The 22,333-nt window shown below is 72.3% G+C and carries 21 protein-coding genes, 1 other RNA gene and 1 pseudogene; 6 read left to right on the forward strand and 17 right to left on the reverse strand.

What is annotated here, in order from left to right:
* Positions 1 to 13 precede the first annotated feature (13 nt).
* From MZC64_RS23135 to MZC64_RS23185, 11 genes and pseudogenes are all read right to left on the reverse strand, one after another.
* Positions 14 to 1,429, reverse strand: coding sequence for an RNB domain-containing ribonuclease (locus MZC64_RS23135; protein WP_247759878.1), 1,416 nt, complete (start codon positions 1,427 to 1,429; stop codon positions 14 to 16).
* 20 nt (positions 1,430 to 1,449) lie between these two features.
* Positions 1,450 to 1,638, reverse strand: coding sequence for a hypothetical protein (locus MZC64_RS23140; RefSeq protein WP_282105969.1), 189 nt, complete (start codon positions 1,636 to 1,638; stop codon positions 1,450 to 1,452).
* A 75-nt stretch (positions 1,639 to 1,713) separates the two neighbouring features.
* The gene (locus MZC64_RS23145) at positions 1,714 to 2,151 is read right to left on the reverse strand and encodes a hypothetical protein (protein ID WP_247759876.1); all 438 of its coding nucleotides are present in this window, start codon (positions 2,149 to 2,151) and stop codon (positions 1,714 to 1,716) included.
* Positions 2,152 to 2,192: 41 nt separating this feature from the next.
* On the reverse strand, positions 2,193 to 2,636 hold the full coding sequence (locus tag MZC64_RS23150; protein ID WP_247759875.1) for a hypothetical protein: 444 nt from the start codon (positions 2,634 to 2,636) through the stop codon (positions 2,193 to 2,195).
* Positions 2,637 to 2,699: 63 nt separating this feature from the next.
* Positions 2,700 to 3,752 (reverse strand): hypothetical protein, encoded by a 1,053-nt coding sequence (locus MZC64_RS23155; protein WP_247759918.1) that lies wholly within the window; start codon positions 3,750 to 3,752, stop codon positions 2,700 to 2,702.
* Between the two features lie 23 nt (positions 3,753 to 3,775).
* Entirely contained in the window at positions 3,776 to 4,771 is a 996-nt protein-coding gene (locus MZC64_RS23160) for a C40 family peptidase (protein ID WP_247759874.1), read from the reverse strand.
* 1 nt (position 4,772) lies between these two features.
* Complete coding sequence (locus MZC64_RS23165) at positions 4,773 to 5,381, reverse strand: hypothetical protein (protein ID WP_247759873.1); 609 nt, start codon at positions 5,379 to 5,381, stop codon at positions 4,773 to 4,775.
* A gap of 14 nt (positions 5,382 to 5,395) precedes the next feature.
* Positions 5,396 to 7,345, reverse strand: a complete 1,950-nt coding sequence (locus MZC64_RS23170; RefSeq protein ID WP_247759872.1) for a chloride channel protein — start codon at positions 7,343 to 7,345, stop codon at positions 5,396 to 5,398.
* Positions 7,342 to 10,167, reverse strand: a complete 2,826-nt coding sequence (locus MZC64_RS23175) for an ATP-binding protein (RefSeq protein WP_247759916.1) — start codon at positions 10,165 to 10,167, stop codon at positions 7,342 to 7,344. Before MZC64_RS23175 ends, MZC64_RS23170 begins: the two co-directional genes overlap by 4 nt.
* A gap of 268 nt (positions 10,168 to 10,435) precedes the next feature.
* A pseudogene (locus MZC64_RS23180) lies at positions 10,436 to 10,813 on the reverse strand (hypothetical protein); the annotation flags it as partial.
* 6 nt (positions 10,814 to 10,819) lie between these two features.
* Positions 10,820 to 11,089: a hypothetical protein gene (locus tag MZC64_RS23185; protein WP_185002384.1), complete on the reverse strand. Its 270-nt coding sequence runs from the start codon at positions 11,087 to 11,089 to the stop codon at positions 10,820 to 10,822.
* Between the two features lie 553 nt (positions 11,090 to 11,642).
* Between MZC64_RS23185 and MZC64_RS23190 the strand changes: the two genes are divergently transcribed.
* Positions 11,643 to 12,761 (forward strand): ImmA/IrrE family metallo-endopeptidase, encoded by a 1,119-nt coding sequence (locus MZC64_RS23190; RefSeq protein WP_247759871.1) that lies wholly within the window; start codon positions 11,643 to 11,645, stop codon positions 12,759 to 12,761.
* A complete protein-coding gene (locus tag MZC64_RS23195) occupies positions 12,758 to 13,288 on the forward strand; it encodes a hypothetical protein (RefSeq protein ID WP_247759870.1) in 531 nt (176 codons plus the stop codon). Before MZC64_RS23190 ends, MZC64_RS23195 begins: the two co-directional genes overlap by 4 nt.
* Before the next feature lie 18 nt (positions 13,289 to 13,306).
* Here MZC64_RS23195 and rnpB read toward each other — a convergent pair.
* From rnpB to cobC, 5 genes are all read right to left on the reverse strand, one after another.
* Positions 13,307 to 13,707, reverse strand: an RNA gene (gene rnpB / locus MZC64_RS23200) — RNase P RNA component class A.
* 550 nt (positions 13,708 to 14,257) lie between these two features.
* On the reverse strand, positions 14,258 to 15,382 hold the full coding sequence (locus tag MZC64_RS23205) for a bifunctional RNase H/acid phosphatase (RefSeq protein WP_247759915.1): 1,125 nt from the start codon (positions 15,380 to 15,382) through the stop codon (positions 14,258 to 14,260).
* A 2-nt stretch (positions 15,383 to 15,384) separates the two neighbouring features.
* Positions 15,385 to 16,116, reverse strand: a complete 732-nt coding sequence (locus MZC64_RS23210; RefSeq protein WP_247759869.1) for a zinc ribbon domain-containing protein — start codon at positions 16,114 to 16,116, stop codon at positions 15,385 to 15,387.
* Entirely contained in the window at positions 16,113 to 17,261 is a 1,149-nt protein-coding gene (locus tag MZC64_RS23215) for a Nif3-like dinuclear metal center hexameric protein (protein WP_247759868.1), read from the reverse strand. Before MZC64_RS23215 ends, MZC64_RS23210 begins: the two co-directional genes overlap by 4 nt.
* Positions 17,258 to 18,322: an Rv2231c family pyridoxal phosphate-dependent protein CobC gene (gene cobC, locus MZC64_RS23220; RefSeq protein ID WP_247759867.1), complete on the reverse strand. Its 1,065-nt coding sequence runs from the start codon at positions 18,320 to 18,322 to the stop codon at positions 17,258 to 17,260. The genes MZC64_RS23215 and cobC overlap by 4 nt, the downstream gene beginning before the upstream one ends.
* Positions 18,323 to 18,390: 68 nt before the next feature.
* Here cobC and MZC64_RS23225 point away from each other — a divergent pair, with 68 nt between their 5' ends.
* From MZC64_RS23225 to MZC64_RS23240, 4 genes are read left to right on the forward strand one after another with little or no spacing between them, the layout of a single operon-like run.
* The gene (locus MZC64_RS23225; protein WP_247759866.1) at positions 18,391 to 19,224 is read left to right on the forward strand and encodes a PIG-L family deacetylase; all 834 of its coding nucleotides are present in this window, start codon (positions 18,391 to 18,393) and stop codon (positions 19,222 to 19,224) included.
* Positions 19,221 to 19,691 (forward strand): low molecular weight protein-tyrosine-phosphatase, encoded by a 471-nt coding sequence (locus MZC64_RS23230; protein WP_247759865.1) that lies wholly within the window; start codon positions 19,221 to 19,223, stop codon positions 19,689 to 19,691. The genes MZC64_RS23225 and MZC64_RS23230 overlap by 4 nt, the downstream gene beginning before the upstream one ends.
* On the forward strand, positions 19,688 to 20,536 hold the full coding sequence (locus MZC64_RS23235) for a fructosamine kinase family protein (protein WP_247759864.1): 849 nt from the start codon (positions 19,688 to 19,690) through the stop codon (positions 20,534 to 20,536). Before MZC64_RS23230 ends, MZC64_RS23235 begins: the two co-directional genes overlap by 4 nt.
* A 22-nt stretch (positions 20,537 to 20,558) precedes the next feature.
* On the forward strand, positions 20,559 to 21,383 hold the full coding sequence (locus MZC64_RS23240; protein WP_247759863.1) for an SURF1 family cytochrome oxidase biogenesis protein: 825 nt from the start codon (positions 20,559 to 20,561) through the stop codon (positions 21,381 to 21,383).
* Here the strand turns inward: MZC64_RS23240 and MZC64_RS23245 are convergent.
* Positions 21,324 to 22,289: a cobalamin biosynthesis protein gene (locus MZC64_RS23245; RefSeq protein WP_247759862.1), complete on the reverse strand. Its 966-nt coding sequence runs from the start codon at positions 22,287 to 22,289 to the stop codon at positions 21,324 to 21,326. The two genes, MZC64_RS23240 and MZC64_RS23245, sit on opposite strands and share 60 nt — an antisense overlap.
* Positions 22,290 to 22,333: the final 44 nt, after the last annotated feature.

The following is a 22,333-nucleotide window of genomic DNA, read 5'->3' on the forward strand; positions in this document are numbered from 1 at the left end:
CTGGTGTGGAGGGTCATTCCGTCTCGAAGGACACCTTGCGCCGCAGGGGATCCGCCTCCACCAGCCGCACCCGCACCCGGCCTGCCTCGACCAGGCCCGCGCCCCGGCACTTGGCCAGCACCGGCGGTTCGGTGACGAAGATCTCGCCGCCCTCGGCGTTGGTGCGCAACACCACCGCGGCGAAGCTCTGCCCCACCTCATCGGCCAGCAGCCAGGACTCCACCTGGTCGATGCAGGCCCGGTCCACCTGGGCGGCCTGCCGGTCGGATGCCTCCATGGCCGCGGGTAGCTCGGGCAGCGCCGTGCGCACCCACTCCGGCACCGGCGCCCCGGCGGCCACGGCCAGGCACACCTCGGTGGCGAACCGGTCGACCAGCCTGCGCAGCGGGGCGGTGACATGCGCGTAGGAGGCGCCGATCCCGGCGTGCGTGGTCACCTCGGGCGGGGCGCCGTCGAAGGCGGTGTAGCCCGCGCCGCGCAACAGCCGGGTCGCGTCGGTGGACAGCGCCAGCGAGGTCGGTTCGGCCGGGTCCAGCCCGGCGAGCAGTTCGGCCGCCGGCATCTCCTCGGGCCAGTCCAGGCCCAGCGCGGCGGCGGTGCGGCGCAGCTCGTGCACCGCACCCTCGTTGGCATCGGGCAGCGTGCGCAGGATGCCGATCCCGGCCTCGAGCATGATCCGGGCCGCGCACATGCCGGTGAGCAGGGAGATCTCCGCGTTCCAGCCGTCGACCTCGGTCCGCGGCCGCACCACCAGCCGCCAGCCACCCGCGCCGTCGGGCTGGATCTCCTGTTCGGGCAGGGCCAGTTCGATCGCGCCGCGCCGCACGGCCAATCCCCGGCGCAGCCTGCCCAGTTCGGGCAGTGCGGCCACCGAGGGATGCACGGTGCCGTCGGCGATGGCGGCCTGCACGGTGGCGTAGTCGAACTGGGCGGTGGAGCGCACGATCGCGCGCTCCACGTGCACCCCGGTCGGCTCACCGTCGTCGTCCAGTTCGATGGTCCACAGCACCGCGTTGCGCACCTGGTCCGGCAGCAGGCTCGCCGCGTCCTCGGACAGCACCGGCGGGTGCAGCGGCACACTGCCGTCCGGCAGGTACAGCGTCTGCCCGCGTCTGCGCACCTCGGCGTCCAGCGCCCCGCCGGGCGGCACCACCGCACCCAGGTCGGCGATCGCGTAGTGCACCCGGAACCCACTGGCCAGCCGCCGCACGCACACGGCCTGGTCCAGATCCTTGGCGCCCGGCGGATCAATGGTCACCAGCGGCACTTCGGTGGCATCCCGCCGCGGCAACCGGTGCACGGTCTCACTGGAGGTCTGCTCCGCCTCGGCCAGCGCCGCGGTCGGGAACTCCCCCGGCAGCCCGAACTCGACCCGGATCGCGGCGAAGTCCGCCGCGGCCCTGGTGTCGCGTTCCGGCGCGCGCTCCACGCCAGCCAGCCTATGCGCCGTCAGTCATCGTCGTCGTCCCACTTACGCCGTTGCGCGTCCGCGGCCTCGTTGCGCTCCCGGGATATCTCCAGCGCACGCTCGGCCGAAGCCTGATCCGGATAGGGACCCATCCGCTCCGCCGCCTTGCACCCGAGCCCGTGCTCGACCTCATGGTGCCGCAGGCAGTAGTACCAACCGTTGAGATCCACCACACACCGACCCTTTCATGCGGGGCAGCGCATGTCACTCCGACGCCACGGTGGCAACGGGGCCGGTCTGGTACCTCAGCGCAGCCTGCCGGTCAGCGCCCTGGCCTGCTCGCGCATCCGATCCATCAGCCCAGCAAGCTCGGCGCCCAGCTCGGGTGGCTTGCCGTCAGCGGCGCAGCAGGGCGGTTTGGTCCGCCTGCCCGTGGGAACCGGGATGTCGGCGAGGTTGTACAGCCGGGTGTAGACATCCAGGCCGGGGTCGGCGTTGTCGTGCGGTCCGAGCAGCACGATCACCGCCGACCTCGAACTCTCGAAGGCGACCACGACCCGCAACGCGCCGTAGAGGTGACTGACACAGAAATGGTCGACGCCCGTGCCGTGCAGTCGGTACTGCATGGCCGCGCAGCCGCGCTGCTTGAGATCGGCCAGCCAGTGGTCGTAGCTCTTGCGCTGCCTGCCCTTCAGGCTCTTGCCGTACCCGACCGCCAGCCGGTCTGCCGTGACTCGGACCATAAACGCAGAGTGCCACAACCATCACGGACAGCGATAATCCGTCACAGCTCGACGACGTCCCCACGCCGCACTCTGGCCAGGGATTCCCGCAGGTCGCTCCGGTCCAGCAAGGCCTGGTCGGCCAGGCGATCCCAGAGCTGGTCCACCAGGTTGCCCGGTTTCGCGCCGGCCGCCCGGAGTTCGCGGACCAGGCCCATGACCGCGTGCAGGCTGCGCGGATCGACCCGCCGGCTACTGGAGTCACCCTCGGCCTCGGTCAGCACGCCCCGGTCCAGCCAGGCGCGGACGGTCGGTGTGGTGACCTCGAGCAGCTGGGCCGTGACCGAGACCCGCACCGGGGCCAGGCAGGCGACCCGCTTGCGCACCAGGGCACGCAACCGGGCGGCGGTCCGCGGGTCGGCGTCCTCGGCGATGCCTTCCAGCTCGCCGATGAAGCCGAACTGCTCGCAGGTCTCCTGACGCTCGCGGTCGACCGTGTTACCCATGACTCCACCTCCCACCACCGGGTTGCTTTCCAAAATGGTAGCAGTTTTGGAAAGCGAGTGGGGTCACCAGGACGGGTTGGGGCGGTTCCCGGAGCCGGTCGGGCCGAATGGCTGGTCGTAGCCCGGCTCCTCGGGTTCCTCCGGCGGCGGGCCGAAGGTGCGCTGGCCGGGCACCGGCTGACTCGGCGCCGACTGAACCGGCACCGGCTGGCTCGGCGGGCCGGGCGGCGCGTTCATGCCCGGCATCCCGGGCGGTGGGGTGCCCAGGCCCGGCGGCGGGGTGTGCTGGCCGCGGTAGCCGGGGGGCGGCGCGCCGAAGCCGGGTGCGGGCGAGCCCGCGGGCGGGGTGCTCAGCGGAGACGGGTGCTGGGGCGGGGCTTGCTGCGCACCCGGATGCTGCGCCCCGGTGTGCGGTGCTCCTGCCTGCTGCGCGCCGGAATGCTGCGCCCCGGAGTGTTGCGGGGCGGGGCTGTGGTGCGGCGGGTGCGGCAGCGGCGGGTTGTGCTGCTGCGCGGGCGGTGCGGACGGGATGCCGGCGCCCGCGACGAACGGGGACGGGGCGGGCGGCGGGGGGAACTCGAAGAGCGGGGGCTCGCCGTGCGGCGGTGTGGGCGGCGGAGCCGGGGGCGGGGCGGGGGTGCTCGCGGGTTCGTTGGCCGGCAGCGGCGGGACCGGCCTCGGGGCGACCGCGGGCTGCACGAAACCGGACTGCTGGTTCGGGATCGGGTCCAGGCAGGAGACCAGGACCCGTTTGTCCTCGGGGTTGGGGATGCGGGCGCCGTTGCGCTCGCGGTAGACCAGTTCGCCGTCGCCGTCGATCTCCACCAGGCAGCCGACCTCGGCCAGCTGGTCCTCGTCCAGGTCGACCAGGAACTCGTACCGGGACGGCACCACCCGGTACACCGGCCAGGGCAGGTGGCCGTAGGCCTGGTGGAACTCCGCGAGCAGGTGCACCATCTGCTGCTGCCAGGGCAGCGGCATGGACTCGGCCAGGGATCTGGGCAGCACCGCGTACCCGCTGTCCACGCCGTGCCGGGCGCCGCTGAGGTAGTCCGCGAGCGGGCTGCTGGAGGCCGGGGGCCGTCCAGGGCGCGGGATCGGGTCGTTGCTGAACATGCGCTGCCTCCCTTGGGGTCGCCTCAGGCCGACTTGTTCGACTTCGGGCGGACCGCCATGGCCATCAGCTCGCCCTCGGTCCACTTCAGGTTCCGGATGTGCACCGGCACCCCGGTCTGCTGCGCCTCGAGGATCTTGTTGTCGCCCAGGTACATCGCCACGTGGTGGATGTTCTTCGGGTTGCTGGTGTTGGTGGACCAGAAGATCAAATCACCTGGCTGGGCCTCGCGCAGCGGCACGTACCCGCCGGCGAACCACTGCTCGCGCGAGGTGCGCGGCAGGTTCAGCCCGGCCAGCCGGTAGGACCACTGCATCAGGCCGGAGCAGTCGTAGGTGTCCGGGCCCTCCGCGCCCCAGACATACGGCTTGCCCAGCTCCTTCATCGCGAACTGGATCGCGGTCACCGCGACCTCGCCCGGCTGCGGGAGCTGCTTGCAGCTGACGAAGGAGGTCTCGTCGGTGATCTGGTTGATCAGGTGGACCGCCATCGACTCCCACCGGTGATACCGGTCCGGGAAGGCCGAGCGTTCCACCGCCTGGGCCGCGTCGCCGGGACGCTTGCTCTCCCAGTTCGGCACCTTCAGCAGCACGTCGTAGAACTTGTGGATCTGGTACGGGATGTCCTGCAGCTGCGCGGGCGTGCCCCAGCCCATGGACGTGCGCATCTGGAAGATGCCCACCGAGTCGCGGTCGCCGTAGTCGAGGTTGCGCAGGCCGGACTCGGTGCGGCCGGCCTGGATCGCCACCTGCCAGGCCCGCGGCGGCAGCTTCCGCTCCCGGCCGATGGTGATGATCATCGAGACGATCATCCGGGATTCCTCGACCAGCCGGGACGCGTCCTGCGCGCCCTGGTTGGCGCCGCCGATGCCCCAGTCCATGTCCGGCGTGCACAGGCTGTTGACCACGGCCTTGGGCTGGTAGGTCTCGTTGCCGCCGACCACCGTCCGGATCACTCCGGTGGTGGTGATCGCGACCACCACGGTGGCCGCCAGCGCGACCCCGGCCAGCGCGAGCTTCATGTCAGTCCGCCTCGGTGTAGGAGGCGACCCGCCACCCCGCCGCGGTGGTGATCACGGTGAGCCGCAGCACGATCTTGTCCGTGGGCAGCTTCACCTCCACCGAGCTGGTCGTCGCGCTGATCGAACTGGGCTTGCCGGTGACCTTGCTGGAAGGCACCATCCGCGGGTCCACCGAGGCCAGCTGCCCCAGGTACTCGTCGGTGGTGAACGGCTTGAGCTTGTCCAGCCACTGCTGGCTGGTGGTGCCGTCGGGGTGGTCCACCCAGGCCTTGCCCCAGGACTCGGCGATGGCCAGCGCCTCGGGCGCGGGCGCCGCGGGCGGCGGGGCGGCCTGCGGAAAGGAGGTCACCGGGGCGTGCGTGCTGGTGGTCGGCGCGGCGAAGGCCCTGGTGCCGCTGGTGGGCGCGCCGGGGTTGGTCAGCTGACTGCTGCCGGTGGTGCGCGGGTCGGGCTCGGGCAGCGGCTCGGAGTCCGGCAACAGGATGCCCACTCCGATGATCACCACCGCGAGCAGGACCAGCGTGGTCGTGAAGTGCCGCGGTGAGCGCAGCGGCCAGCCCCACAGCCTGCGATAGACCGCGGCCCGGCCGCGGTTGGTGCGAATCGGCATGTCTCCCCCTCCCGCTATCCGCGCACCGCGTCGCCGTCACGGAGTTCGACCCCGCGCGACGGGCGGTACACCGCCCACACCGGCCGTCCGGCGACGACCTCCATGTCCGCCCGCCGTGGTCCCGGCGCACTGCCCGCGGTGTTGTTCAGGCGGGACGGCACCACCACGGCGTCCTCGTCGTTGCGGTCCCAGCTGCGGTCGAACACCGGCGCGGTGTCCACCGTCCGGCTGCCCCGCCCGGAAGGCAGGGCCCCGGCGGCCCGGTTCACCCCGAGCGCGCCGCCACCGGACTCGTGCAGCCGGTCGCTGACCGTCCCGGTGAGCGCGCCGGCCACCGGCAGCGCGCCGCCGGAGGCATCGCCCCGGAAGCCGCCCGGTCCCGCCGCCTCGTAGGAGGCCTCGGGCCGGTCCCGCCGCCGGGCCCGCCTGGGCTCGGTCCCGCCGTCCGGATCCACGTCCCGCACCTGCTCCCAGAACTCGTCCTGCGGCGTCCGCTCCTGCCCGCCCCGGCCACGCAGCCGGGACCACAGGCCGGTGCGCGGCGCGGGCATGGCGTTGCCGACCGCGCCGACGGAGAGTTCGACCATCTGCCAGATCCGCCGCACCGGCTTGCCCACCAAGAAAAACACCAAGGTGACCAGTCCGGCCAGAGCCATCTGGGCGAGCAGCCCGAGCCCCCGGGTGGGGGCGAAGATCCAGGTCAGCAACAGGGTGTGCAGACCGGCCAGCGCGGCGATGACCACCACGTTGAGCAGGGCGGCGCCGATCGCGCGACCGACCCCGCGCAGGATCGCGTGGTAGAGCATGGCGATCAGGCCGATGATCGGTCCGGCCAGGATGACCACCCGCAGCAGCACCTGGGCGAGCAGGATGGCGGCCTTGGCCAGCAGCTGGAACAGCGAGTAGACCACTGACTGGAACAACCCGAGCGCGCCCGCGCCCATCCGGCTGCCGTCGATGCCCTGGATGTGTCCCTTCGCGCCGACCTCGTCGGCCCGCGCGACCAGGCCCTCGAACGCGGCCTTCTTCGCCACGATCGGGTCCTTGCCCTGGTCCTTGCCCTCGGCCACTTCCTGCTTGGTGAAGGTCTGGGCGCGCAGCAGGTCCCGGCCGAAGTCCTTGGCCGGGGTGCTGTCCGGGGAGCCGAACTCCCCGCGCAGCCAGTTGCGGTAGATCACCTGGTCGTGCAGCACGGTGGGCAGCGAGTTGCGCTCGTCCACCCCGACCTCGCGCAGGAACCCGGCCTGGATCTGCGAGGTGCCCTTGATCAGCACGTCGTCCAGCAGCCGGGTGTAGAGCAGCGGGGTCAGGTAGGTGGCCGCGGCCAGCCAGATCGCGGCCAGCGCCCACATCGAGCGCTTGCCGATGCTGGCCAGGTCGCCCTGCCAGATATGACGGAACAGGAAGATGGCCAGGATCAGCGCGGCCAGCCCGAACCAGGGCGCGTAGACGGTGTCGTAGAGCGCGATGGTGCCGGTGGAGACCAGGTCGTCCAGCGGCTTCATCAGCTCGCCGCCGAGCAGCGCGTAGTGCAGGCCGTTGGTGGCCCCGACCAGCACCTTGGCCATGTTGAACGTCTGGTTGCCCGCCCAGGTGTCGATCACCGCGTTCGGGTTGCGCAGGCCCTCGGGGCCGCAGCCCAGGTCGTAGGTGTGCCAGACGTGGCCCGCGTAGCCGACCTCGTCGTAGGCGCTGCCCGGCACACCCGTGCCCAGCGGCGCGGCGTCAAAGGCGCCCACCATGCCCGAGCCGGGACGGTCCGGGTTCGGCGACTCCTTGCAGATGCTCTGCGCGTGCGCGACGCCGCCGACCATGATCTGCAGGCCGAGCATGCCGATGACCCCGATCAGGGCCAGCCGGCGTCTGCCCCGGCGGGGCGCCGGGAGCGGACGGAGGGTGCGTTTAGCCCGCCGCCGCGCCGCGACCAGCAGCACGGCGGCCACCACCGCCAGCAACGTGATCATCGTGCGCTGCCCCGGCCGACGTGGTGCCTGTCCCCGTGCCCTTCGTTGTCCGCTCCGGTCGAGGGCGTGTAGGGGTCGTCGAAGTCCTCCTCGCCCAGGCCCAGTTCGGCCGCGAACTCCGCTTCCAGCTCCTCCTCGACGGGCAGGTCGGGCAGCACGCCGTCCACCCGGCCCGAGGGCAGGGCGGGGGCGCCGGAGGCGGCCTGGCGCATCGCGTCCGGGGTGGTGTCCATGCCGTTGCGCAGGTGGTTCAGGTGCGGGCCGCCGAAGTCGATCCGGATCCGCTCCACGCCGCCCGCGCCGTCGCCGAAGATGAACTGCCGCGGCGAGCGGTCCCGTTCGGTGGCGGTGCGCACCCCGCCGGGGCGGCGGCCCAGGCTGGCCACGACCTGCTCGTAGCCGGCGCCGATCGGCACCTTGAGCAGGCGTAGCGCGTCGGCCTGGGCGTGCTCGTCGTCCAGCCTGCCGACGAAGACCGAGTCGAGCAGGGACACGAAGCCCTGGATCTTGAGGAAGTCGGCCGGGATCTGGCTGGACAGCAGCACCCGGACGTTCCACTTCCGCGAGTCCCGGGCGAAGCGGTTCATCAGCACCCGGCCGGTGGGCACCTCGGAGAGGAAGAACGCCTCGTCGATCCAGACGCCCTTGCGCATGTCCTTGGGCCGCTCGTAGATCGAGCGCTGGGTGAGCCAGGCGGCCAGGTTGAGCATCTCGACGCCGAGGGCCTCCGCGTCGGTCCAGTGCTCGCGGCCGACCCCGTCCTTGGGCAGGGTCAGCCCGGCCATGGTCAGCACGGTGAGCCGGTCGTCGCGGGTCTCGGAGTACGGGTCGGCGTCCCGCTCCGGGATCAGCAGCGACATCCGCTCGCGCATCTCGTCCAGGAAGTCCGCGACCACCACCGCGTGCTCGTGGTGCTCACCGGCGTCCCGGCGCAGCGCGTCGAAGACCAGGCCAGGGTGCGCGGTGGCCCGCCCGCCCACGGCGCGGACCGCGCGCAGCAGCACGATCCGGGTCTGCGGCATCCGGGCCACCTCATAGGGCAGCAGGCCGTTGAGCACGTCCAGGACCAGCCGCCGCCGGGTCGCGGCGGCCAGCGCCCGCTCCCGCCGCCAGGCGCGTTCCGGATCGTCCTCGTCGGTGAAGTGCTCCAGCATCGGCTCGGCGACCACCCGGTACGGGTTGAGGATGCCGGGCTGGGCGTTGAGCAGGTTGATCGGCCGGGCGTAGGGCCGCAGCTCCGGCAGGTCGCACAGCTTCGCCAGCGGGCCGGAGGGGTCCAGGATGGTCCAGTACGCCCCGGCGCGCAGCGTCTTGTAGACGATGCCGCCGCCGAGGAAGGACTTGCCACCACCCAGGCCGGCCACCATCGCGGTCAGGCCGGATGCCTCGCGGACCTCCTGGGCCATCCACGGGTCCCAGGCCACCGGGCGCCGGGTCGCGGTGCAGGTCTCGCCGAGCAGGATGCCGCGCCGGTCGCCGACCTCGGCGGTGGCGGTGGGCACCGCGGAGGCGGCCCAGCTCACCGAGCCGCGGCGCAGGTAGGCGGCCGAGGCCAGCGGCTCACCCGGGATGAACTCCCTGGCCAGCGCGTACTGGGACTCGGGGTGCTCGATGGCGATCTTGGGCTTGTACAGGTCCACCAGCTGCTGGGCCAGCCGCAGCGCCTCGCGCTCGGTGGCGCCGGAGACCGACAGCCGCCACCAGGAGCGCACCCTGGTGGCCAGCGAGGTGAACCCGGTGGTCATCTCGTCGTCGATCTCGAGCACCCTGGCGGCCTGGCGGGCCAGCGACTGCGGCGGCTCCAGGTCGTGCTCGTCGGTGTAGTGCCGCACCTGGGAGCGCACCTTGTTCATCTGCCGTTGCAGCTCGCCCGTGACGTCCTCGGGTTTGCGCACGTAGATGCGGGCGGACCACTCCACCGGCGCGGGCAGCCGGTCCGAGCGCTGCAACCACGGATCGTCGATCTCCGGGATCTGCAGGCCGTGCATCAGCCCCACGGTGAGCACCACCACGTGCCGCTTCACCCCGGCGTTGGACCCGGTGCGGCCACGCACGGTCACGCTCGGGGAGTACGGCTCCTGGTGGAAGTCGGCGGCGTCGGTGAAGGAGGCCAGGTCCTCCGGCTCCCAGGCCGCGCCGGGCACCGCGGGCAGGTTGCGCGGCGCGGGCAGGCCCAGCGAGCAGGAGCGGTGCATCAGCCAGGACATCTCCTCGGCGGTGACCGGCCTGCCCTCCAGGCCGGAGGAACCGAGGATCTGGTCCAGGTGCTCGACCTCGCTGTCCAGCGCGACCAGCTCGGCGTCCACCGCCTCCGGGAAGATCTTGCGCAGCACCGGCGCGGCCCGTTCCACCGCGCGGTCCATCACGTTGCGGGTCTGCACCTGGACGCCGAGGTAGACCTCCTTCTCGGCCATCGAGCGCCCCATCAGCTGCTGCTGCTCGCCGACCATGTAGTCGTCGAAGGAGAGCGTGCCGGGGGTGTCGGGCAGGCGGCCGACCGCGTTGTGCACGTGCGCCTCGGCCCACATCCGGATCGGATAGGGGCGGGTGGTCACTCGCAGGTGCAGCCAGCGGCCCTGGAGTTCGGCGTACTGGCCGGCGATGGCGTGGATGAGGTCCTGGCGCTGGGAGTCCGAGCGGAAGGACCAGCGCTGCGGGGCCAGCCGGTACCAGGCGTAGACGTCCTGCCCGGTGCGCACCAGGTGACCGTCGATGCTGCGGGCCGAGATCGACGGGGTGTAGGTGGGGATGGCCGCCTCACCGGGTAGCCGCCGGCCCCGCTTGCTGTACACCCGTTGGTCGTTCACCTGCCCCGGCGGCAGCGCACGCGCGTGGCGGCCGGGCTGTTCGGTGGCGCGACGGTCACGGTCACGGTTTCGTCGGCGACGGAACACCGCGAACCTCCTTGGTGCGAGCACGGCGTGAACGTCCACGCCGTGACGGGGAAGAGGGTGACGGCGCGTCCGTGCCGTGACCTGACGGCGTCGAGACTGCTGACACATCGGGGCTCACCGCTGTATCAGAGATCACAGAGCCATCGGAGATCACAGAGCCGGACTGGCTCTTCCCCCGTTGCTTCTTCTGCTCGGACTTCTTCGGCTTGGGCCGGGGACGTGCGGAATTGACCCGGATCCTGGCGGCGGTGGCGGCCCCGCCGTTGCCGGAGGTCGTTTGGCGGGGCGCGGTGAGTTCACGCAGCCACATCACACTGACCGCGCCCAGCGGCCGCTCCTGGTTGATCCGGGAGCAGATGATGCGGGTGATCACCACGGTGATGATGATCGCCCACGCGGTGGAGAAGAAGCTGAAGCCGAAGCCCATCCGGCGTTCGACCGCAAGGACCAGCAGGAACACGACGAGTCCCACGCCCCAGGCGACGTAGCGGGCCCGCCAGGGGAAAGTGGCCTTCGGCGGGCCGAGCCACACGGCGTCGACCCGGTACACCTCGTCGTCAGTACGAATCCGCAAGCTCGATCACCCGGTGAACAGACTGGCGATCCACTTACCGATGTTCACGCCGGCGCCGCTGACGGCCAGGCCGATGATGGCCAGTGCGACGATCACACCGCCGACCCGCCGCATCACGCCGGCGTTGTCGCCCTTGCTGCCACCCAGCCACAGCAGCAGCAGCGCCACCAGCAACAGCAGCAGCGGGACGATGTTCTCCAGGATCCAGCGGGTGATACCCCCGGTTTGCAGTTGGTTGCCCTGGGCCAACGTATCCAGGAGGGTCATGGTCGTCATCGTGGGTACTCCAGTGTGCTGGGGCGGGGTCAGGGGCTCCGGACGTGGACGCCTGGCCTGCCCAGCGGACGGCGGTGGACGTTACGAGTAGAGCATGAGTGGCTGACAAGGTGTAGTGGACGAAGTCCCGTGAGTGGACCCGTGAGTTGCTCTCCCGGAACCGGCGCTACCTCCGAACTGACCATCCCATGATGGCTGGGAGCCACTCAGCGGTAAGCACACGACGCGGTCTTCTTGCACCGGCAAGCAGAGTTCACCCACTTGCCCAGAGAGCCGTCACAGATTGTGTTCGAGGCAGCCGAACAATCGGTTGCCGAAGCACATCTTCGGGCGAACGCGGGCCACATCAGGGGATTGTCGACATGGTCGAACCTGTACCCGCAAGCCAGTCCTCGTCGGTTCGTCGGCACGAGTGCCGTTGATCTGAGGCAGCCGGGCAGGGTGCGATGACCCGTCCCGGTGACCGATACGTTACCGCGCGCGGTGAGCACCGGACCGGCCGGGTCGCCAAACTGGTTGCCCGCCCGCCACCGGGATGTGCGAAAATCGCACCATGGCTCTCACGTGGGCGGGAATCGGGGAACGGGTGCGCATGGCCCGCGCCGGGGCCCGGCGCACCCAGGACGAGGTCGCGGCCGTGCTCGAGGTGGACCGCTTCTCGGTCGGCCGGATGGAGTCGGGACAGCGCAAGGTCTCCGCGCTGGAACTGGCCCGGCTGGCCGAGTTCTTCGAGGTCCCGATGGGCTACTTCCTCGGCGAGGAGGCGCCTGCCGTGGTCTCCCGCCGCACCGCGCTCAGCGAGGAGGCCGACGAGGCCGCCCGGATGGCCTGGCGACTGGACGTCGATCTTGAGGCGCACGCGGCAGACGTGCGGCTCCTGGCCCAGGAGGGCTTCCTCGGCGCGCCCGCGCTGCTCCTGCCCGCAGCGGTGACCTGCCCGGCCGACCTGGCGGCCGCCGAGTCCTACGCCGCCACCGTCCGCGGACTCATGGGCCAGTCCAGCGGCCCCCTCGGCCCGCTGACCGAGGTCTGCGAACGCTGGGGTCTGTACCTGCTCGTGGTCGACCGGGACGCGGACGGCGCCTCCACCCTGATCGAGGAGTTCCCCGGTGTGGGAGCCGCGGTCATCGGCGGACAGGCTCCTCCCGGCCGTCGCCGGGCCACCGCGGCGCACGAGCTGGGCCACCACCTGCTCGGCGACGCCTACAGCTCCGACGTCGGCGTCTCGATCATGCGCTCCGACCGGGAACGGTTGATCGACGCCTTCGCCTGCGCGTTGCTACTGCCCGGCGCCGACGTGGCCGGGCACTGGGCGAAGGCCGACCCCACCGAATCCGACTGGCAGTGGCGCACATTGGTCCGAGTGGCCGGCAGCTACCGGGTGTCGTGGAGCGTCGCGGTGCAACGAGCCCGTGATCTCGGACTCCTCGACAGCGCCGAGGCCAGGATGCTCGTGGCACATCGACCGGTCTTCGGGGACTTCCTGGCACAGCTGGGAGCCCCCCCGGAAGAAGACCTCACACTCGGCGACACGGGTCCGAACTGGCGCCGCGCCGTGCTGGCGGCCTACTCCGATTCCCTGATCACCGGGAAGCGCGCGATCGAACTGCTGCATGGCGCGATCACCCGGCTCGACGAGCTACCCAGCATCCCGGAGGACGACACTCCGTGACCCGGACCCTGGTGTGGGACGCCTCAGCCCTGCACCACGCAGTTCTGGCCGCCCGGCTGGATGTCGTCGGTGACCTGGCCAGGGGCCCGGACCAGGAGCCGTGGCGCAACGTCACCACAGCGACGGTGCGGTCCGAGATGCGCCGCAACGGCCTGGACGGGACGGCGCCCTGGCTGGAGACCGTGCACGTGGACGAACTCGACGAGATCCGGGCGTTGTTCACCTGGCGCGACAGGCAGGGTGCGACCTCCCGGGACCACGGTGAGACGACGGTCTGCGCCTGGGCGGAGGTGCACGGCGCCACGGCGGTGATCGACGACAGGGCAGCCCGCCGAACCGCGCGCAGACACGGCCTGCACGAGGTCCACGGCAGTCTGTGGGTGTTCGCGCAGGGCGTCCGGTCGGGGCGGGCGACCGCGGGCGGCGTGGCCGGACTGGTCAACGCCCTCATCGCCACTGGTGCCCGCTACCCATGCCAGGCAATCGGTTTCGAGGCGTGGGCGCGCCAGAACAAGCTGCTTGTCTGAGCCCCCGCGGGTAAGGGGCGGATGAGTCGGCGCGTAAGCCGGATCCTGTGCCCGCCGGACCTCGCGGTCGGCGGGTGGCGGCCATCCATCTCGGTCTGCCGTTGCCGGCACACTCCAGCGGCCTACCCGCAGGCTCGGGCGGGCAGCCCTCGAACGCCTGCGCAGACGCCTCGCGGCGTCCTCTTGGCCTTGCTCCGGGTGGGGTTTACCTAGCCATCCCGGTCACCCGGGATGCTGGTGGTCTCTTACACCACCCTTTCACCCTTACCCGAGTCGTTCGCACGACCCGGGCGGTCTGCTCTCTGTGGCACTGTCCCGCGGGTCGCCCCGGGTTGCCGTTAACAACCACCCTGCCCTGCGGAGTCCGGACTTTCCTCGGCGGAGGATCGCTCCTCCGACGCGGCCGCCCGGCCGACTCATCCGCTCGCAGTAGTGTACGACCCCCCGCGAAGCGGTCTGTGCCAGGGGCTGCTGAAACACAGCCACTCAATCAACGTGAACGGTCGTCACAATTGGCGACCAACCCATTACGCGGAACGGACCAAGCCACAAAGTCACCCTGCGCGATAGGTTGAGCGTGTCGCGTGACGACTCGCGGATGTGCCTGGGTTTTCGCAGGTCAACCCGGATTGGTTGTACCACTTTGGGGGCATGGGAAATTCATTACATACAGCCGAACGAGTGAACGAATGTCATCCCCCATTTTTCGTGCTTGCGGCTTCCTGCCCGGCTCATTACCGTCATTGCCACGGCCGCAGAAAATAACCCCGGCGATACAAAGGCCGCGTCCCGTCCTTCGTTGTGAGCTGCCCCCCAGTGCACGGGTGAACGGGAAACGCCGTAGGCCGCCGGATGTCCGGCTGGGAGCAGGCGTTCCGCGCCGTTGCCTGCTCCCACCCGGTGCGGCTGAATACGAACCCGCCTCGTTTCGAGAACTTCTGTCCAGTTTCGGACGCCGGTGTCTCTTGACTAGTCCAGATGCGCGGTGTCGTTCACCAGGCGCACCGAGGCGTTGCCGTCCGGGTAGAACTCGGCGATGGAGATCGAGGCCAGGTCCAGGTGCAGCCGGAAGAGCAGCTGCGGGCCGACGTCCAGGGCCAGCCGGAGCAGTGACTTGATCGGCGTGACGTGGCTGACCAGCACCACGGTCTGTCCGGCCCGCGCGGCCAAAATCTCGTCCCTGGCCCGCGCGACGCGGCGGTGCACCTGGTCGAAGCTCTCCCCGCCGGGGGTGGGCACGGCCGGGTCGGCCAGCCAGCGGGCGTGCAGCGCGGGGTCCCGCCGCGCGGCCTCGGTGAAGGTCAGGCCCTCCCAGGCGCCGAAGTTCGTCTCGACCAGCCCCTGGCTGATCTCCGGGGCCAGCCCGAGCGCGTCGCCGACGGCCTGGGCGGTCTGCCGGGTGCGCGTCAGCGGGGACGCGATCACCGCGCTGACCTCGGTGAACGAGCTGAGCCGCTTGGCAGCGGCGGCGGCCTGTCGTCGGCCGATCTCGGTGAGTTCGGGGTCGCCGTGGCCGGAGTAGCGACGCTGGGCGGACATCGCGGTCTGGCCGTGCCGGAGCAGGATCAGCCGGGTCGGCGTGCCCTTGGCCCCGGTCCAGGACGGCGGCGCGGCCTGCGCGGCGGTGTCCGGCTGGGCCACGGTGGCGGTGAGGTCCGGCAGCGGGCTGTCCGCGCGTTCGATCCGCGGGGTGCCGCTGGCCTGGGCGTCCATCGCCTCGTTGGCCAGCCGGTCCGCGTCGGTGTTGCGTTCCCGCGGGATCCAGGTGTAGCCGACCCAGTCGAAACCGGCGGCCAGCCGCTGGGCCTCGCGGGCCAGCGGCTGCAGCGCCGGGTGCTTGATCTTCCAGCGGCCGGCCAGCTGCTCGACCACGAGTTTGGAGTCCAGCCTGCACTCCACCTCGGTCGCGCCCAGTTCGGCGGCGGCCCGCAGCCCGGCCAGCAGGCCCTGGTACTCGGCCACGTTGTTGGTGGCCTCGCCGATGCCCTCGGCGCGTTCGGCCAGCACCTCGCCGGTGCCGGGGTCCTTGACCACCGCGCCGTACCCGGCGGGACCGGGGTTGCCCCTGGACCCGCCGTCAGCCTCGACGAGCACCCTCACAGGCCGGACTCCGCGGTGCGCACCAGGATCGCGCCGCACTCCTCGCAGCGGGCCACCTCGTCCGCAGCGGCCTCCTTGAGCTTGCTGATCGCGATCCGGTCCAGCTCCAGCCGGCAGGCGCCGCAGCGGCGGGCCTTGAGCAGCGCGGCCCCGGTGCCGCCCTTGGACCGGATCCGCTCGTAGAGGGTGACCAGGTCGGTGGGCAGGCCGGCCAGCACGGTCTTGCGCCGGTCGCCCGAGCGGGCCTCGATGGTCTCCAGGTCGGCGAATGCCTCGTCCCGGCGGCGCTGGGCGTCGGCCAGCTTCTCCTGGGCCAGGCCGTCCTGGGCGCGGGCGTGCTGCACGTCCATCTCGACGGCCTCGCGCCGCTCCATCAGCTCCAGGGACTCGTCCTCCAGGATGCCGCGGCGGCGGGCGAGGGTCTCCAGCTCGTGCTGGAGGTCCACCGAACGCTTGGCGTCGGCGGAGTTCAGCAGAGTGCGGTCGCGCTCCTCGCGGGCGCGGACCTGGTCGATCTCGGTGTCCAGCCGCTTGGCGTCCCGGTCCAGGTCGGCCAGGGTGGTCTCCACCGCCACCACCGCGTCCTTGCGGGTGCGCAGTTCGGTTTCGGCGGTGACGATCTCGGCCAGCTCGGGCAGGGTGCGCCGCCGGTGGGTGGCGCGGTTCAGCTCGGCGTCGACCTCGGCGAGGTCGAGCAGCCGCTTCTGCACGGCGGGATCGGCTTTCACGCGGGGGTCCTCCCTGTGGCGGACGCGGCCAGCGTCCACGGATCGGTGCGTCGGGTGGAGACGTGGACGTCGACCGTACCGGGGAACGCCCGGCGGATGACGTCGGCCGCCTGCGCGCACCACGGCCATTCGCTGGCCCAGTGCGCGACGTCGACGAGCATGGGGGTGCCTGGCCCGGCGAGGTGTTCCCCGGCCGGGTGGTGTCGCAGGTCGGCGGTGACGTAGGCGTCCACGCCCGCCTTGGTCGCCGCCCGCAGCAGCGAGTCGCCCGCGCCGCCGCACACCGCGACGGTGCACACCGGGCGTGCCGGCTCGCCCGCGGCGCGCACGCCCCAGGCGGTCTCGGGCAGGGCGAGCGCGACCCGCTGCACGAACGCGCCGAAGGGTTCGGCCTCGGCCAGTTCGCCGATCCGGCCGATACCGCGGCTGGAGGGCTCTTCGGCCAGTTCGTGCAGGTCGTAGGCGGGGGTCTCGTACGGGTGGGCGGCGTGCAGGGCGGCCAGCACCGCGCGGCGGCGGTGCCGGGGCAGCACGGTCTCGATCCGGGTCTCCGGGCCGCGGTGCAGTTCGCCGTGGCTGCCCACGGCCGGGTCGGCGGCCGCGACCGGCCGGAACTGGGCGGTGCCCTCGTGCAGGAAGGCGGCCTCGCGGTAGTCGCCGATCGCGGCGGCACCGGCGGCGAAGAGCGCGTCGAGCAGCTTGTCGGTGTGCCCGGCCGGGACGATCACGCTGAGCGCGTCCAGCGGGTCGGCCGGCTTGGCGTCCAGGGGTCCGGTGACCCGCAGGCCCAGTGCCTCGGCCAGCGCGTCGGACACCCCAGGATCGGCGGAGTCGGCGTTGGTGTGCGCGCACAGCAGCCCGGCGCCGTTGCGGATGAGCTTGTGCACCAGGCGGCCCTTGGCGTCATCGGCCGGCACGCCGTGCACGCCGCGCAGCAGCAGCGGGTGGTGGGCGAGAACGAGTTGCGCGCCCAGTTCGATCGCTTCGTCCACTGTGGACTCGACCGGGTCCACGCAGACCAGCACCCGGTGCACGGGTTCGGCCGGATCGCCGCACACCAGGCCGACCGCGTCCCAGGACTCGGCCAGTGCCGGCGGGTAGGCCGCCTCGATCGCGGCGACCACCTCGGCCAGTGTCGGGCTCATCCCTGCTCCCCCTCTTCCCGCAACACCGTCTCCAACGCCTTGAGCAGCACCTCGGCCTGCTCCGGCGGACGCACCGCGACCCGCAGGTGCTCGGCGTCCAGGCCGGGAAAGGTGTCCGCGCGGCGCACCGCGACCCCCTGTTCCCGCAGCCGGAGCCGCACCCGCTCGCCGTGGGCGACCCGCAGCAGCAGGAACGGCCCGGCGGCCCCGCCGCACACCTCGACGCCGGGCAGCGCGGCCAGCGCCGCGGCCAGCGCGGTCCGGTGCGTCACGCCCTCGCGGGCGGCGATATCGGCCTCCCGCACGGCCGCTGGGGCGCAGCACGCCTCGACCGCGGTCAGCACCAGACTGCTCACCGGCCATTGTGGACGGTGCGCGCCGAGTCGGGCGAGCAGCTCCGGCGCACCGAGGGCGTACCCGGCGCGCAGTCCGGCCAGGCCCCAGGTCTTGGTCAGGCTGCGCAACACCAGCAGTCCCGGGATGTCCTGGCCCGCAACGGATTCCGGCTCACCGGGCACCGCGTCGGCGAAGGCCTCGTCCACCACCAGCACCCGGCCGGGCCTGGCCAGCGCGCGCAGCGTGTCCGCCGGGTGTTGCACCGAGGTCGGGTTGGTCGGGTTGCCCACCACCACCAGATCGGCGGCATCGGGCACCACTTCCGGCCGCAGCGCGTAGCCGTCCTCGGCCCGCAGCAGCACCCTGGTCAGCGGCACCCCGGCGTCCAGCAGGGCCACATCGGGCTCGGTGAAGGAGGGGTGGATCACCGCGGCCAGCCTCGGCGCCAGCCGGGGCAGCAGCGCGAACCCCTCGGCCGCCCCGTTGAGGATCAGCACCTGCTCGGGGGAACGACCGTGCCGGTCGGCGGCGGCCACCCTGGCGGCCAGCTCGTCCTCGGTCCCCGGGTAGCGGCCCAGTCCGTCCAGGGTCTCGGCGAGCCGGTCGCGCAGCCAGTCCGGCGGGCGGGGCAGGCGCACGTTGACCGCGAAGTCGGCGAGTCCCGGCGCGGCCTCGGCATCGCCGTGGTGGCGCAGTCGCGCGCGCTCGAAGTCCTCGCCAGTCATCGCGGCGAGTCTAAGCCGCCCGACGAGTGGCCGATGACCAGTCGGGGCCCGGCCGGGACACTCGGCTGGTGCGCGATCACCCCGGACTCTCCCGCCGCCGCCTGCTCGGCGTCTCCGCGGCCGCCCTCGGCGGCCTGGCGCTCGGTCAGGCCCCGGCCGCCGCCGCCGACTGGCCCGCGATCTTCTACGCCCCGCACCAGGACGACGAGTCGATCGCGATGGCCGGTGCGATCCGGGCGCACAAGGAGGCCGGGCGGCCGGTGTACCTGGTGCTGCTCTCCCGCGGCGAGAACGGCGGGCTGATCGACATCATCAACGGCAACTGCAACCTGGGCGCGGACTGCCCCGCCGGTGATCCTGGCCACCGGATCGAGCTGAGCCTGGACGACATCGTGGCCGCGCGCACCGCCGAGTTCACCGCGGCCGCGCACCGGCTGGGCGTGGACCGGGTGATCAACATGGCGCACCCGGACAGCGCCTGGACCGACTACCCCGGGTTCGTCCGGTACGTCCGGGAGACCATCCTGGACTTCGAGGCCCGCTACCCGGGCGCCTCGCACAAGCTGGTCAGCGGCTGGCGGGACGTCATCCACGGCGGCGACCCGGCCGACCCCAACAAGACCCACGCCGCCTGCCGGGACGCCGCGGAAGGCCTGCGCGACCGCATCAGCGACTTCCGCTACTACTGGGTCTACGGCTACACCTACCCACCCGCCGAGCGCACCGCCGACCACGTGGTGCCGCTCACCTCGGCCCAGCACGCCCGCAAACGCCAGGCCCTGGCCGAGTACCGGCGCTGGGACCCGGCCAACGGCCGCTACGCGCTGGGCTACCACAGCGTGCGCCTCATGATCGATCCCGCCGCCGCCGATCCGCACGAGTACCTCGATGTACCGCGATGACGGAGACTGACCCGGTGCACCTGAGTTTCGTCTGCACCGGCAACATCTGCCGGTCCCCCATCGCCGCGATCGTCTTCCGCGAGCACCTGCGCCGGGCCGGGCTGGCCGAGCGGGTCAAGGTGACCAGCGCGGGCACCGGGCCCTGGCACATCGGCGAGCAGGCCGACCACCGGGCGCGCGCGGTGCTGGCCGAGCACGGCTACCCGGTCGAGCACATCGCCGCCCAGGTCGGGCCCGCGCATTCGGACGCGGACCTGTTCCTGGCCCTGGACGCCGGGCACCAGCGCGAGCTGCGCCGCCTGGTCACCGGCGAGGTCCGGCTGCTGCGCTCCTTCGACCCGAACGCCGGGGCGGACCTGGACGTGCCGGACCCGTACTACGGCGGCCGGGCTGATTTCGCCGAGGTGCTGGGCATGGTGGAGGCGGCCGTGCCCGGCCTGCTGGACTGGGTGCGGAAGAAGCTGTGAGCGCGGCCGCCGCGATCGCCCGGCTCACCGGTGTGGATCCGGTGGCGGTGCGTCCGGCCGGGGGCAGTGCGGCCGAGGTGTTCCGGGCCAGGCTGGCCGACGGGCGGCAGGTGGTGGCCAAGTCCGCGGCGGCGGGCAGCAGCGTGGCCGAGGCGGCGGGCCTGCGCTGGCTGGCCGCGGCGAACGCGGTGCCGATCCCCGCGGTGCTGGGCCACGACGAGACCTGGCTGGTGCTGGACTGGGTGCCGCCCGGCGAACCCGGTCCAGCGGCGGCCGAGCGGTTCGGCCGGGAACTGGCCGCCCTGCACACCAGTGGCGCCACCGCCTTCGGCTGCCCACCGCCCGGCGGCCCGGCCGACGCCTGGATCGGCGCGGCCCCCATGCGCAACGAGCCGCACCCGGACTGGCCGGAGTTCTTCGCCACCCAGCGCCTGGAGCCCTACCTGCGCACCGCCGACTTGCCCGAGCTGACACCGGTGCGCGAGGTGTGCGACCGGATCGCCGAGTACGCGGGCCCGCCCGAACCGCCCGCCCGGCTGCACGGCGACCTGTGGTCCGGCAACGTGCTGTGGGGCGCCGACGGGGTGCACCTGATCGACCCGGCCGCGCACGGCGGGCACCAGGAGAGCGACCTGGCCATGCTGGCTCTGTTCGGCTGCCCGCACCTGGACCGGATCCTGGGCGCCTACCAGGAGGTGGCCCCGCTGGCCGAGGGCTGGCGGGACCGGGTTCCGCTGCACCAGCTGTTCCCGCTGCTGGTGCACGTGGTGCTCTTCGGCGGTTCCTACGGCGAGCGGACGGTGGCCGCGGCGCGGGCGGTCCGGGGGCGGCCACCGAGCGGGTGAACGCGCCCCCTACCGTGGAGGGGTGCGTTGGAAGTTCCTGCTGCGACCGGGCTGGCTGGCCCTGATCGGGTTCGTGCTGCTGTTCTCGGCGGCCTGCCTGTGGATCCTGGCCCCCTGGCAGTTCCGGCAGGACGAACGCCGGGAGACGCAGAACTCGGCGATCACCGGCTCGCTGGAGACCGAGGCGATCGACTACGACACCGCGCTGCCACCGGGCGCCAACCCGGCGGAGAAACAGTGGCAGGTGGTCAAGCTCACCGGGCGGTACCTGCCCGAGGCGGAGACGCTGGTCCGGCTGCGCAAGGCCGAGGGCAAGGCCGCCTTCGAGGTGCTCACCCCGCTGCGCACCGACTCCGGGCAGATCGTGATCGTCAACCGGGGCTACATCAAGGTCCAGCAGGGCACCAAGCCGGTGGCCTACGACGCCGCGCCGGGCGGTCAGGTCACCGTGATCGGCCGGGTGCGCGGCAGCGAGATCGACCCCGGCAGGCAGGACGTGCTGGACCAGGACGGCAAGCGGCAGATCTACACCATCGACCCCACGGTGCTGGGCAAGGCCGTCGGACTGGACCTGCGACCGGGCTACGTGCAGCTCAACGAGGAGCAGCCGGGCGTGCTCGGCCTGCTGCCGCTGCCGAAGCTGGAGGCCGGGCCGTTCTTCTCCTACGCCCTGCAGTGGATCGCCTTCGGCCTCATGGCCCCGATCGGGCTGGTCTTCCTGCTCTGGCGGGAAGCACACCCCGAAGAGGACGACGAGGACGAGCCGGACGAGGACGACGAAGAGGACTCAGATCCGGTGCCGACGCCTGCGCCGCAGACCGCCGATCGCTACGGCGGCCGTCGCTGAGGCCAGCGCGGACAGCCCGCCGACCACCCTGGACAGCTCCACCGCCCTGGTGACGTGCCCGGAGTCGGGGTTGCGCCCGTCGCCGAGCACCGGCCGTTCCTCCGCGCCGTGCCGGTACACCGTGCGCCCACCCAGGCGGATCTCCAGCGCGCCAGCGAAGGCCGCCTCCACCTGTCCGGCGTTCGGGCTCGGATGCGCCGAGGCGTCCAGCCGCCAGGTCCGCCAGGCGTGTTTGGCCGAGCCGCCGACCACCGGCGCGCCCAGCGCGGTCAGCATCGCGGCCAGCCGGGAGGGCGCCAGGTTGACCACATCGTCCAGCCGGGCCGCGGCCCAGCCGAAGTTGCGGTAGCGCGGCGAACGGTGCCCGACCATCGCGTCCAGGGTGTTGATCGCCCGGTAGGCCAGCAGGCCGGGCACCCCGGCCACCGCACCCCAGAACAACGGCGCGACCTGGGCGTCGGAGGTGTTCTCCGCCACCGACTCCACCGTGGCCCTGGCCAGTCCGAGTGCGTCCAGCGCCTCCGGGTCGCGGCCGCACAGGTTGGGCAGCCGGTCCCTGGCCTCGTCCAGGCGCCCGGCGTCGAGCGCGCGGGCCATCAGCGTGCCCTCACCGGCCAGCGAACAGCCGCCGAGCACCGCCCAGGTGGCCACCGCGGTGGTCGCCGCCTGCAGCACCGGGGAGCGTTTGCCGAGCTTCTCCGCGGCCACCCCGAGCAGCACCGCGCCCCCGGTGAGCAGCACCACGTGCACCACCCCCGGCGCCCGGTGGTCCCGGTAGAGCACCTTCTCCAGACCTGCCGCGACCGTGCCGAAGGCGGCCACCGGATGCCCGCGCCGGGGGTCGCCGACCATCACGTCGGCGGCCGCGCCCAGCAGCAGACCGATCGCCCGAGCCGCGCCGCTCATCCCCCATACCCCCTGAGTCCGCGAAGTCCGACGGGTGACGTTAG

Source organism: Crossiella sp. S99.2 (genome assembly GCF_023094165.1).
Classification (GTDB): domain Bacteria; phylum Actinomycetota; class Actinomycetes; order Mycobacteriales; family Pseudonocardiaceae; genus Crossiella.